Genomic DNA, 13157 nt, shown 5'->3' with positions numbered 1-13157 from the left:
TCAATCGGTAACAATCCTAATCTTGATTGGTTATTCTTTTTATGTGTATGGTTAGATAAATCAATTCATCTTCGTCCAACGGTCTGTTAAAAATACTTTGAACATAATTACTAATTTTCATTGCACAAGCATATTCCTTTTTGTACTGCTCCTTGATTTTCATCATGAATTAAATCGTTTCAGAGTCATTTAAGCGCGCACCGCTGAAAAGTCGTTGAATGAAAAATTTCAAATGAGTCACAAATCGTTCATAGTTCAACGAGTATTCATCAATCTCAACATTAAAATGATACTTAACGATATTCAAAATGTTCTGAATGATCTCGGCCATCTCAGATACTTGACCAATTTCATCCATATCAAGGTTGGCATTGACAATATGCAAAGCAATAAAACCTGCTTCATCTTCCGGCAAAGTCACACCAAGCCTATTTTGAATAATGGACAATGCTTCTTTTCCTATCAGAAATTCATGATTATAGAATCGTTTGATTTCCCATAGTAAAGCATTCTTGATTTCCATTCCCTCTGATTTTCGTTGAATCGCATAGTGGATGTGATCCGTCAATGTCAGGAAAAGATTTTCGCTTAGTTTTTTTCCAAGCGAGACTTTTGCAAAACTGATGATCTCATTGGCAACTTGAATATGTTCTAATGGAATGTCTTCCAATAATCGAATCAACTTATTCTCGTTCCACTCTTTGGTAACAACGTATTTCTTTTCGATGTTTGCTGAAGGAATGCTGTCTCCAATCTTCTTTTTGAAGCCAATGCCTTTGCCCATGATAATCATCTCATTATTTGACGCATCTGATGAAATGACTATATTGTTGTTTATTATCTTTTTAATAAACATCTCAGGCTCCCTACATTTATCCAATATATTGAATCTAAATTAAGTATAGCCCGCTATTTAAAGCGGTAACAATCTCCAACTGAGCATAGCATCACTTTTTTTGAATGTCAATAGACTTTAGAATTTTGCCTGATTTATCTTTTTATAAAGTTTGAACGTTATTTTAAAAGTCAAGAAGCTGAAACTAGTTTCTTTTTTAAGGAACTATTACTTGATAAAAAGTGCCTTTTGCTTAAATCTTGATTATTGAGATTGAAATGTATGTAAGGAATAAAAATAACAAAAAATGCGGATTACTTTTATCAAAAAATAATCCGCAGTCGATAATTTAATTCAGTTTTTCCCCATTCGTTTCGATCACTTTCTTATACCAATCAAACGATGCTTTTTTCGAGCGATCCAAGGTTCCATTACCTTCATCATCAAGATCTACATAAATGAAGCCGTAACGTTTACTCATTTCACCCGTCGAAGCACTCACTAGATCAATACAGCCCCAAGGTGTGTATCCCATCAAATCGACACCGTCATCTACAGCTTTCTTCATGGCTTCAATGTGTTCCCGCAAATAATCGATCCGATAGTTATCTTCAATCGTGCCATCTGGTTGAACTTCGTCAATTGCGCCTAGTCCGTTTTCCACAATAAATAACGGTGCTTGATAACGCCCATATAACTCGTTCATCGCAATGCGCAAACCTTCAGGATCAATTTGCCAGCCCCACTCACTAGCTTTCAGGAATGGATTTTTCACTCCGCCCAGTAAGTTGCCGGATACGCCTTCAGTCTCTTCAGAAGTCTCGTCCACGACCATGGACATATAGTAGCTGAAACCAATATAATCCACTGGATAAGCTTTTAAGATTTCTAAGTCTTCCTCAGTAATTTCAAGTTCGTTTTGATTGACACCAAACTTATTGTATAAACGTTTCGTATAAGCCGGGTACTCGCCGCGCACCTGCACATCGGTACAGAAAAAATTGAATTCTTGGTTTTGGACTAGGTTCGCCGCTTGATTGATTGGGTTTGAATCGATACTGTACGTTGTCGCGTAAATGATCATACAGCCAATTTGCAGATCAGGATCGATGTCGTGAGCGATTTTCACTGCTAGGCTGCTTGCGACAAACTGATTGTGCCAAGCTTGGAAGACATTTTGCATCTCGCCACCGCCATTGGAGATTACCATTCCTTGGCTTAGCGCCGGAAAATGGAAAGCGGAGTTGATTTCATTGAAGGTCATCCAATACTTCACTTTTTTTCCATAGCGAGTTAAGACTGTTTTAGCAAAGCGTTCATAAAACGTGATCAGTTGACGGTTTTTCCAGCCGCCATATTCTTTTGCCAGATGCAGCGGCATTTCATAATGAGAGATCGTGATAACTGGTTCGATATTATATTTTAAACATTCGTCGATCAAGTCATCGTAAAATTTCAACCCTGCTTCATTAGGCTGCTGCTCATCGCCCTTAGGAAAAATCCGACTCCACGCAATGGAAAAACGATAACATTTGAAACCCATTTCCGCAAACAAGGCAATGTCTTCGCGAAAACGGTCGTAATGGTCGATTCCGCGATGATTAGGATAGACGTATTTTTCCTCATCAATTTCCCAATCAAATTCAGGTGAACCGATCACTTGAAACCGCTGCTTGCCGCCCGGCATAGTATCCGCCACAGATAAGCCTTTCCCATCTGCCTGATAGGCCCCTTCTAATTGATTCGCAGCAGTCGCGCCGCCCCATAAAAAATCTTTTTTAAACATGAAAAATCTCCCTTCTTTTTTAACAAAAGCTAGTTCATCTCAACTAGCAGCCACAAGATAAAACCTGTTGAGATAAACTGAAATCACCACATAATACACTCGAGAATTTTGAAAAAAACTGCGAAAAGTTGGACTGACAGCTAATTCGATCTGAGGAAATCATTTTCCGAAAAACGCGGAAAATGAGTTTTATTCTCATCACGCATACGATCACACTAAACAGCATATTCCTAATTACGAAGATAACCAAGTTTTTCTTTAGACAATATATACTGCAAAAAGTGCGACTCGCAACTAATTCGTTTTGAAGAATGAACTTTTTATAAAACGAAAAAGTTCGTTTTATTCTCATCACGTATATCATCCAACTAAACAACCTGTCTCGATAAACTGTACTCAAAACTAATTAGACTCTTACAATTTGATGAACTGCGGGAAGTTGGACTGACAGCTAACTCGATCTGAGGAAATCATTTTCCGAAAAACGCGGAAAATGAGTTTTATTCTCATCACGCATATCATCCAACTAAACAACCTGTCTCGATAAACTGTACTCAAAACTAATTAGACTCTCACAATTTAATGAACTGCGAAAAGTTGGACTGACAAAAAAGACCAAACCAAAATAAGACTGATTGTCTTATTACGGTTTAGCCTGCTTTACCAGTCACTATCCTTTTGCAAAATTATAACAATAAAAACGTTTCCACGCAAATGACGCTATTCGAAAAAAGTGAGATTTAAAACTAAATAACTTATCGCTGTGTAGCAAGTTTTCATAATTTGAAAGGTTCTCAAAAATCGAAATGAATTTCTGCTTTCCCACTCTCATCGACTGTGCTGATTTCATAAAACATTATACCTCTGCAGAGACAGCTCCGATTTCAGTGTGAAAAATTTTAAATCAACGTTTCCGCATTGGTTTGAATGACACTTTTATACCATTCGAAACTTTTTTTCTTATAGCGTTGTTTCGTGCCTTGCCCAAAATCATCTTGGTCAACATAAATGAAGCCATAGCGTTTCTTCATTTCTCCTGTTCCGGCACTGACAATATCGATCGGTCCCCAAGACGTATAGCCTAGAACATCGACACCATCTTCATCCATCGCTTGTTTCATCGCCTTAATATGATTTTTCAGATAAGCGATTCGATAATCATCGACAATGGCTTCTTTGTTGGATACATCATCAAAGGCCCCTAAACCGTTTTCGACGATCATGATTGGTTTTCGATAACGATAATAAAGCTCATTCAACGCATAACGCAGACCAGTCGGATCATTTTGCCAACCCCAATCAGAAGCAGTCAAATAAGGATTATCAACCACATTGGCGCTTGATTTATAAGAAGATGCTTGATCCTGTAATACCCGAGAACTCACCGTATTGGACATGTAATAGCTGATAGAAATATAATCGACAGTCCCATTTTTCAAGGTTTGCAGCTCTTCCTCAGAAAGATCGATCACGATTTTTTCACGTTCCCATAAACGTTTTGTATAATTTGGGACCTCTCCATGCACATGAACATCCAAGTAAAAGTAGCGGCTGCGCATCTCTTGCTGAGCCAACAGGACATCTTCAGGGTGGCTAGAAAATGGGTAGACGGGAATAAATGCCAGCATACAGCCGATTTCAAAATCTGAACAAATCTTTTTTCCAATCTCGACTACTTTAGCACTGGCAATCAACTGGTTCATTGAGGCTTGATACATGACTTGCTGTTTATTTTCGTCTGCTTGGTATTGAAGACCGCCAGTCACAAAGCTGAAAAATTCGTCTTCAGGATTAAACATATTGTTGATTTCATTAAAAGTCATCCAGTATTTGACTTTACTTTTGTAGTGTTCAAAAACGACTTCTGCAAAACGAACAAAACAATCGATCACCTTTTTACTGCGCCAGCCGCCATAAGCTTCGACTAAATGATAAGGCATCTCAAAATGCGATAAGGTAATAATCGGTGCCATTCCTTTTTCAATTAAGCTGTCAAACAGATCATCATAAAATTGTAAGCCCGCTTCATTGGGAACCGCCTCATCCCCATTAGGAAAAATTCTAGTCCAAGCAATCGACGTTCTAAAACCATTAAAGCCCATTTCTTCAAACAACTTTAGATCCTCTTGATACGTGTTATAAAAATCAATCCCAAAATGATTGGGATAATTTTTTCCTGCGATGATACCCTTGGTGATTTCTCTTTTTTTCTTGTGATTCCCTGAAGTCAGAACATCCGCCACACTGATACCCTTACCATCTGTCTGCCATTCGCCTTCAGCCTGATGGGCGGCGATAGCGCCGCCCCATAAAAAGTTTTCTCTCATTTCGCTTCCTCGTTTCTTCCTTATAAAGTCAATGTGGCAATTTCTGAGCCTTCGTTAATTGATTGGTTAAAGGAACTAAGATTTGCCACATTTTTGTAGCTTTCACGATTCGTGAAGACCACTATGACCGTTGGATCTAGCCCCGCTTTTTTAATTATTTCAGGATCAAAGTCGATCAATAGATCCCCTTGTTTTATTTGATCTCCTTCAGAAACATGTTTCACAAATCCTTTGCCCTTCATAGAAACCGTATCAATTCCGATATGGATCAAAACTTCGAACCCTTGGCTATTTCTGATTCCTAGTGCGTGTCCAGTTGGAAAGACCATCGTGATCTCACCCTCGATTGGTGCGACAATTTTCCCGCTGGTTGGGCTTACCGCAAACCCCTCACCCATAGCACCAGACGAAAAGGTCTCATCAGCAACTTTTTCTAATGGAAGCAGCTCGCCTGCCACAGGAGAAATAATATTCGCCTCATTAGTTACCGCAATTGTGTCCTCTGCTTCAAATTCTTTCACACCGCCAAAGAAATAGGTCAGCACACAAGCCAGTACCAACGAGAAGAAATAACTGAAGGCGTAAGCAGCAAAGCCTTTGCCGAAATAAGCTGGGAAAGTAACAAAACTTAACGTTCCAAAAATGGTTGATCTTGAACCCGCAGCACCGATAATCGCTCCGCCAACTGCCCCGCTGATAACTCCCATGATGAAAGGTTTCTTTAACCGCAGATTCACGCCATAGATGGCCGGTTCTGTTACCCCGAATAGTCCCGTGATAAATGCCGAAAATGATAATGATTTAAATTGTTTGTCTCTGCTTCGCAAAAATACGCCCAACGCAGCACCGGCTTGCGCAACTACCGCTGGTGTACACATCGCCATCAACGTATCCGAACCCAGATTGGCAATATTATTGATCATGATTGGAATAAATGCCCAGTGTAATCCGAAGATGACAAAAACTTGCCAAAGGGCACCGATGATAATCCCTGAAATGATCGGACTCAGTTTGTAAATCAATAGATAGCCATCCGCTAAAGCATTTCCGACATACGTCGCGATTGGCCCAACTACGATCAAGGTCAGCAGAACCATGATGACTAAACAGATCATCGGAGCAATAAAGGTTTGGATACTTTCATGCAGGAAACGTTTTACAAACGGTTCAACCTTGGAAAGAATCCAGACAGAGAACAAAATCGGGATTACAGAACTGCTGTAATTCGCAAGAATAACTGGAATTCCGAAGAAATTAACCGCTTGTCCACTATTGAGTGCTTCCACGATCGTCGGATGCAGCAAGGCTCCCGCAAGCACCACCGCTAAAAACTGATCAGTTTTGAATTTTCTAGCTGCGGAAATCGCTAAAATGATTGGTAAAAAGTAAAACAAGCTGTCCGCCGCCGCACTTAAAATCAAATAAGCACCAGAGTCTGGTTGAAGCCCTACAAATGTAGCGAGTAAAATAATACCTTTTAATAAACCAGATCCAGCTAATAAACCAAATGCTGGCGCAAATGTTCCGGATAATAGATCGATCAAACGATTCAAAGGGCTGATTTTGTTTTGACTTTTTCCAGCAGCTGCCGTCTCAGTCGATATGTTCAGATCTTGGGTCATTACATTATAAAGATCCTTTACCTTATTACCAATGACCACTTGAAACTGCCCGCCGCTTTCTACCACGCTGATCACGCCTTTAAGCGTTTCGACTTTTTTCTTGTCGGCTTTCTTCGGGTCATTTAAAATAAAACGTAATCGCGTAGCACAGTGATAAAATTCTTGAATATTTTCTTCTCCACCGATATTGTCCAAAATGCTTTTCCCTAAAACGTTATAGTCCATTTCGTACACTCCCTCTTTAAATTACTAAAAAGAAATTTCATTTAAATCTCAGCGCTTTCATTTCCTTTTGGTATCTTCATTTTAGGGTGAAACCAACGGATTACAATCAAATCTCTCCAGCCTGTAACAGGATTCGCTTTTTTCTGATCATTCACTTTGATTTTTGCAAATTTCATTTCAAAACCAGCTAAAAAATTTACTTGGACAGTGTGAATCGCTCTTGATACACTAAGGATAAGAAAAAAAGACTCGAGGGGATTCTATGCCATTACACGAAAAAATGGAGACTTTTCCCTTCTCGAATTCCGAGAAGAAAGTAATTGCCTATATGCTGGAAGAAAAAGCCCGAATCAAAAAGGAAACAATAAAAGAAATCGCAGCCAAAAATTACACCGCGCCCTCCACCTTGATACGAATCGCAAAAAAATTAAATTTTTCTGGCTGGAATGATTTTCGCGATGCTTTTTTGGATGAAGTCAGCTATTTGAATGAACATTTCAAGGATGTTGACGCCAACTTTCCTTTTGTCGAAAAAGACGATTTTTCTTCAATTGCGAGTAAACTGATGCACTTGAACAATGAAGCCGTTCAGGATACGAATCATTTGATCGATCAAAATGACCTCTATCAGGCAGTAAAGCTACTTGAAAAATCTCAAGAGATTTATATTTTTGCCACCAGCGGCAACCTGCTGATTGCTCAAGATTTCCAAGTGAAGATGTCGCGCATCAAAAAGAGGGTCACAATCTGTACAACGGAGGGTGAACAATTATTCGCAGCGTCTAATTTACGAAAAGATGCCTGTGCCATTGTGATCTCATACAGCGGAGAAACCAACTCCGTAATAAAATTGGCAGAGATTCTATACCTCAATCACGTTCCGATCATTTCTATCACTAGTATCGGAGAAAGCTCTCTTGGTAAATTCGCAGATATCAAATTGCGAATCTCGACTCGCGAAAAGCTGTACTCCAAGATTGCCAATTTTGCGGTCAATGCGTCAATTTGTTACTTATTAGATGTTTTATATGGTTGTTTTTTCTCGTTGGATTATCAAAAAAATCTGAATTACAAGTTAATGGTCGCTGATATGGTCGAATCCAACCGGACCTCCACCTCGGATATCATTGACGAAAAAAGGCAACGAATCACTGATGACTAATTGAACCCTTTATTTACCTAAACTATCAAAAAGAAAAGCAGCTTATTAATTTATTAGATTATTTACGACAGAAAGTGTCTCTGATATTCTGAGTGTACCTTAGCGCGAGGGTTTGAATAAAGATATCTAGGAGGAACGATTATGTCAGTAAAAGCTTATTTAGAGATCACTCTTTTTATCAAGGAAGAAAAACGCCCAGCCGCAGTGAAGGTTTTCACCGATTATCGGGGACCCTTTTTAGAGGAAATTGACGGTGCACGTACAAAAGATTTACTGGTACGAGACGAAGATGTCCAAGTCTTGCACGGCTTTGACAGCACGGAAAAGGCACAAGCTTACTTAGAAACAGAATTATTCACTAAAGACGTGGTGGCGGGATTGCAGCCGCTATGGTTCAAGGACCCAGAAATTAAAGTTTACGGTGTTGCCTAATTATTGATCGAAACACAAACGGCTAATCAGCTTTTCTATTTTTGATAGAAGCTAATTAGCCGTTTATTTGTTTAGGAAACATGATGATAATCGCATTTTTGACATTGCATCAAGGCTTTTTCGTTGTCTACTTTGTGATATGCCCCTGACCACTCGCAAATATGCTGGAAGATCGGAACAACGGACTGGCCTTTTTCTGTGAGCGAATACTCGACTCTCGGAGGAATCTCGTTGTACTGTTTGCGTTGGATAATATCGTTTGAAAGCAGTTCTTTAAGTGCCGAAGCCAAAACCGCATCCGTGATATCGGTCATCTCTTTTTTCAGCGTATTGTAGCGCAAGACTTCCTTTTCAGCTAACACACAAATAATCCGCGATTTCCACTTGCCGCCAAAAATATCTAAACCGTATTCCAACGGACAACGAATCTCCTTTTCCAACTTTGGTTCATACATCTTGTTCCCTCCTATACCGCACTTTAAATTAGCCACAGTATAACAACCATTACTCTGATTCGCAATGTTACTATGGAAATCATTAGTGACTATTCTTTTAATTAGTCCCAAGTTGATCCAACGAAAAAAGAGACCAGCTGTCAACTGATCTCTCATAGGGGTGGATAAATCTATCTATGCACTCACACTCGCGGATTGTTTTTCTACACTTAGGGTTTCCTCAGGTTCTTCCAACTCTTGTTCATCAGCAAGATATTGGCGGTCCAAGGTTTTGATAAATGGATAGTAGATACAACCGGAAAGTATGGATACAACAATTTGTAACATGCCGCCTTTCCAACTGCTGGTCATTAACCAGCCGCCGATGAAGACGGGCGTTGTCCAAGGGATCGTGACCCCTGTTGGATAAGGTACTAATCCGCTTGACATGGCTAACCACGATACCAAGATCGAAACAAGCGGTGCCAATACAAATGGGATCAGCATCATTGGATTCAAAACGATCGGCAAACCGAATATGACCGGCTCATTCACATTGAAAAATCCAGGCAGCATCGATAATTTTCCTAGATCCTTTAACCGCTGCGAGCGACATTTGAACGCCATCAATAAGGTCAATGGAAAGGTTAAGCCGGTTCCGCCTAAATAAATGAAGAAATTCGCATAATCCATTGTTCCAATAAACGGTCGAACAAGACTTGCCCCTTGTTTAAAAATTTCCAAATTCTCAAATTGCGCCGCATACCATAATGGGTCCATCACCGCTCCTACTACGGCGGTCCCATGGATACCGAAAAACCAGAAAAAGGTATTGAAGAAGGACGCAATCGTAGTTCCAACCAAAGTTGAGCCGACTCCTACTAAGGGCTTTTGCACAATATCGATCAAAAAATTGGTAAAGGTTCCATACGGCGACGCTTCAAATGCCAAACGAACGATCAAAAAAATCGGAATAATTATCGCGGCCGGAATAATCGCCGAAAATTGATTGGAAACAAAATCCGGCACCCCCTTCGGCATTTTGATCCGAATATTGTGTTTGAGTAAAAATGCATAAAGCTCGCCGCAGATCACCGCCGTAATGATCGCCATAAAAAGTCCGCGGGCTTCAAAATCGGAAGCACTAAAGCCGCCGTCTTTTGTCTGTACCAGCAGGACAAAGAACGAACAGATCGAGATGACGATCGCCGGAGTTGCGTTGACATGGTTCTGCTCGCAAAGTGAATTTGTGACACCAACGATCGCCAACAACGACATCAAGCCAATCGTCGACGGAACCACGATATCCCACGCCCATTTAGTCCAGATATCACCCAAAGTATTGACCATGAACTCTTGAAAAATCGGAACGGGGAAATCGGCGATAATAATACAGACTGACCCAAAAATCAGAATCGGCAAGGTCGCCATCAGCCCATGACTTAAAGCAGTCAAATATTTATTACTCGCCAATTTATTGGCAAAGGGCGTTAAGGATTTATCAATTAAATTTGTGAAAGCTTCCATTGTAATCCTCCTAACTGAATGTTGGGAAATACTGTCCGTTCGCCTCGATGTATTCGTCTAAGATCGTCTTCGCTAAGTCCGTATCAACAACTGTGCGATTAGCCACTAAAGCCTGCAGACATTTTTGATAAGAACCTTCCAGTGTTGCCTCCACCGTTAATTTTTCATACGCATATTGTGATTCTAATAGGCCTTTTTCAAAGGTTCCCACTGGACCATAGGCCAGCGGTTGTGCTCCGTATGAACCTACCCGACAAGCAACTTCCAACATCATACCCTCTTCCAAGTTTGGAATGACACCCTCATTTTTCACCATTAATAAGAAAATATCATGCTTGTTATATGCCAAGCTCTCAGCCAGTTCGATAATATAGGTGGCATGTGCATCGTTATTGGCAACCGAGGCTTTTTCATTTTCATTATCAGCATTCTCGCCATAACGCAGGTCTAAATCATGTTTGGTGCCCTTCATTTTGCCCAGCTTGACGATTTCACGACAATAAGCAAACACATTCTTTTTCCGATTATCCATCACATAATTGGCACGGGTATAATTTGGATCGCTATGCTCCACCATTTCCTGCGGGTATAGATAATACTGCATGTAGGTATTCGGTAATGAGTAAGGATAATCCTTGACCATTTTTTCGAGATGATTGAAGGTGAAATTCCAATAATCATCATTTTTAGCGGTAAATCCAAGTTTGTCGCTGGCGTTTCCTGACAATAATTCCTGCAATATTGTCGGCAGAACATCTTCCCCAGTTTCTTTGTCATACATCGCCGTAAACCAGCCAAAGTGATTCAAGCCAAAGTAGCGCGGTTCAACATCCTGACGTTTTTTATCAGCCAATGGACAGAACACATCCATAATATCGATCGGCATATCACAAATATTGATGATGCGGTGGTCATCTGGGAACAACAGCTTACACGCTTCGGCTACGATCGCTGCCGGATTGGAATAATTTAAGATCCACGTATCTGGCGAATAGCTGCGAATATCCTCGATCAATTCTTTCATTGCCAAAACACTGCGAATGCCGTAAGCAAAGCCGCCAGGTCCACACGTTTCCTGACCGATCACTCCATACTTCAATGGAATCTTTTCATCTTGCTCCCGCATCTTTAGGCCGCCTGCGCGAATTTGGACAAAAGCAAAGTCCATATCTTTGAAGGCGGTCGCTTTATCCGTCGTATAAACATATTCTTCTAATTCTGGATAATACTCACGGAATAAAACTTCACCATATTGACCGATCGGCTCTTGGCGCTTTTCATCATTGTCGTACAGTACGATTTTTTTCACCGGAAATGTTTCCTTCACTAAACACATCAATTCCATCATGTCGGGCGTGTAGGTACTTCCGCCGCCCACAAATACTACATTAAACTTTTTCATCTGACTCCATCCTTCCTGTTTGTATCAATGTTTTCTTGGATCTGAACTCACTATACAACAGCAGGAAGGATTAAATTTTTTTAGACCAGTTATAATTGTAACTACTTATCCAGCTCCAGCAGGACGTACTCAAATAGAGCTAAACACTTGCTATCGAACAAGTCAGGGGCATTCGGTTCGCGTTCAGCATTGATAACTTGAGTATATGTTACATGTGTACCAATTGTACTTTTTTCTGCTGCAGTGAGGAGAACCGAAACAGAAACATTGGATTTGACCTTCTTGGCGATTTCTAAAACATCCTCCGTTTCTCCGCTTTTACTGATAAAAATCACTAAGTATTCTTGATAAGGAATCGTCATATCAATCGGCGACCCGCTGTTAACAAACAAACCCAGCTTCGAAAGCTTCTTTTGCAGGTAGTCCGCCACGATTGCCGAATAGCCAATCCCGAAAACAAAGATAATTTTATCTGAAAATTGCTTAATTAGTGCTGCCAGCTTTTGAACCTCCTCAGTATCAAACATGACAATCTCTGCATTATTAGGTGTCTTGCCTAAGCGTTGTTTATATTTATTGACGTAAATCATTTCACTGAACCCGGAATAGCCGATTTTTTTGGCTAATTTTACAATGTAAGTTGTCGAAACATAATTTTCTTCGGCTACTTTCGTCAGCTTCGGCAATTCCCCTTGCTCAATCGCTTTCATTATTTTCTTGTAGATTTTATGTTCAGTATGATTCAATTGATAGACCATCACACTCACCTCTTTTTGATTTTATTATAGCATTTAAGCAAATTCGAAAATTAGCGAACAAAAAAGCTGATGAGAAAACTTCTCCTCATCAACTAATTGATCGTTGTTAATTTTAATAGATACGACGGATGCTCTAGCCCTGTCGGCTCATAATAACTCTTCGACTGAAATTGAAAACCGAGTTTTTTTAATAATTTCTCCGAAGCCTGATTCTCCGGATGATGGCCGGCAAATAAAGCCGTTAAATCTGTTTGGGTTGCCGCATAATTGATTACACCTTTCGCTGCCTCTTCGGCAAAGCCTTTTCCCCACGCTGACGGCACTAAGTGAAAGCCCAGCTCGGCTATCCGATTTTCTAGATCATAAGTATGCAAGCCGCAGCAACCGACAAACTCTTCAGTCTCCTTTAGAAAAAGCGGCCAATATTGAAAACCAAAAGCCTTTTGACTTTCAATTTCTAATGCTAATCGCTGAAGCACTTGTCTTTTTGACAATTGCCCATCTTTGGTAATAAAGTGCGTGACTTTTTCATCGCCCCATAGCTTTTCCGCCAGATCTTTATCTTCTTCTGTCCAATTAGAAAAAAATAAACGATCGGTTTCTAGTTGCTTTTTTCTCACGATTCCTCCCCCTCAATTAAAAATGTC

11 protein-coding genes and 1 pseudogene are annotated in these 13157 nt (G+C 40.2%); 2 read left to right on the top strand and 10 right to left on the bottom strand.

The annotated features are described in order from the left end of the window. Positions 1-16: 16 nt before the first annotated feature. From licT to FFR60_RS23070, 5 genes and pseudogenes are all read right to left on the bottom strand, one after another. Positions 17-856, bottom strand: a pseudogene (gene licT / locus FFR60_RS03240) (BglG family transcription antiterminator LicT). 328 nt (positions 857-1184) lie between these two features. Further along, the gene (locus tag FFR60_RS03235) at positions 1185-2621 is read right to left on the bottom strand and encodes a glycoside hydrolase family 1 protein (protein ID WP_137662994.1); all 1437 of its coding nucleotides are present in this window, start codon (positions 2619-2621) and stop codon (positions 1185-1187) included. Positions 2622-3520: 899 nt separating this feature from the next. Continuing rightward, a complete protein-coding gene (locus FFR60_RS03230) occupies positions 3521-4948 on the bottom strand; it encodes a 6-phospho-beta-glucosidase (RefSeq protein ID WP_137662993.1) in 1428 nt (475 codons plus the stop codon). Between the two features lie 20 nt (positions 4949-4968). Beyond that, on the bottom strand, positions 4969-6795 hold the full coding sequence (locus FFR60_RS03225) for a beta-glucoside-specific PTS transporter subunit IIABC (protein ID WP_137662992.1): 1827 nt from the start codon (positions 6793-6795) through the stop codon (positions 4969-4971). 41 nt (positions 6796-6836) lie between these two features. Then, positions 6837-6971, bottom strand: a complete 135-nt coding sequence (locus FFR60_RS23070) for a hypothetical protein (RefSeq protein ID WP_277990545.1) — start codon at positions 6969-6971, stop codon at positions 6837-6839. Positions 6972-7057: 86 nt separating this feature from the next. Between FFR60_RS23070 and FFR60_RS03220 the strand changes: the two genes are divergently transcribed. Together FFR60_RS03220 and FFR60_RS03215 are read left to right on the top strand one after the other, a co-directional pair. Further along, positions 7058-7957: a MurR/RpiR family transcriptional regulator gene (locus FFR60_RS03220; protein WP_137662991.1), complete on the top strand. Its 900-nt coding sequence runs from the start codon at positions 7058-7060 to the stop codon at positions 7955-7957. 141 nt (positions 7958-8098) lie between these two features. Beyond that, entirely contained in the window at positions 8099-8389 is a 291-nt protein-coding gene (locus tag FFR60_RS03215; protein ID WP_137662990.1) for a hypothetical protein, read from the top strand. Positions 8390-8460: 71 nt separating this feature from the next. Here the strand turns inward: FFR60_RS03215 and FFR60_RS03210 are convergent, their stop codons facing one another. From FFR60_RS03210 to FFR60_RS03190, 5 genes are all read right to left on the bottom strand, one after another. Continuing rightward, positions 8461-8844, bottom strand: a complete 384-nt coding sequence (locus FFR60_RS03210) for a winged helix-turn-helix transcriptional regulator (protein WP_137662989.1) — start codon at positions 8842-8844, stop codon at positions 8461-8463. A 174-nt stretch (positions 8845-9018) separates the two neighbouring features. Then, positions 9019-10350: a PTS sugar transporter subunit IIC gene (locus FFR60_RS03205; RefSeq protein ID WP_088935300.1), complete on the bottom strand. Its 1332-nt coding sequence runs from the start codon at positions 10348-10350 to the stop codon at positions 9019-9021. Positions 10351-10360: 10 nt separating this feature from the next. Beyond that, entirely contained in the window at positions 10361-11752 is a 1392-nt protein-coding gene (locus FFR60_RS03200; protein WP_137662988.1) for a family 4 glycosyl hydrolase, read from the bottom strand. Positions 11753-11853: 101 nt separating this feature from the next. After that, positions 11854-12510: a MurR/RpiR family transcriptional regulator gene (locus FFR60_RS03195; protein ID WP_137662987.1), complete on the bottom strand. Its 657-nt coding sequence runs from the start codon at positions 12508-12510 to the stop codon at positions 11854-11856. A gap of 92 nt (positions 12511-12602) precedes the next feature. Then, positions 12603-13130, bottom strand: coding sequence for a GNAT family N-acetyltransferase (locus FFR60_RS03190; protein ID WP_137662986.1), 528 nt, complete (start codon positions 13128-13130; stop codon positions 12603-12605). Positions 13131-13157 lie beyond the last annotated feature (27 nt).

The sequence above is a fragment of the Enterococcus hulanensis genome (genome assembly GCF_005405485.1).
Lineage (GTDB): Bacteria > Bacillota > Bacilli > Lactobacillales > Enterococcaceae > Enterococcus_A > Enterococcus_A hulanensis.
The sequence above is the reverse complement of the archived record's forward strand: the minus strand, read 5'-3'. Positions and strand labels throughout refer to the sequence as shown.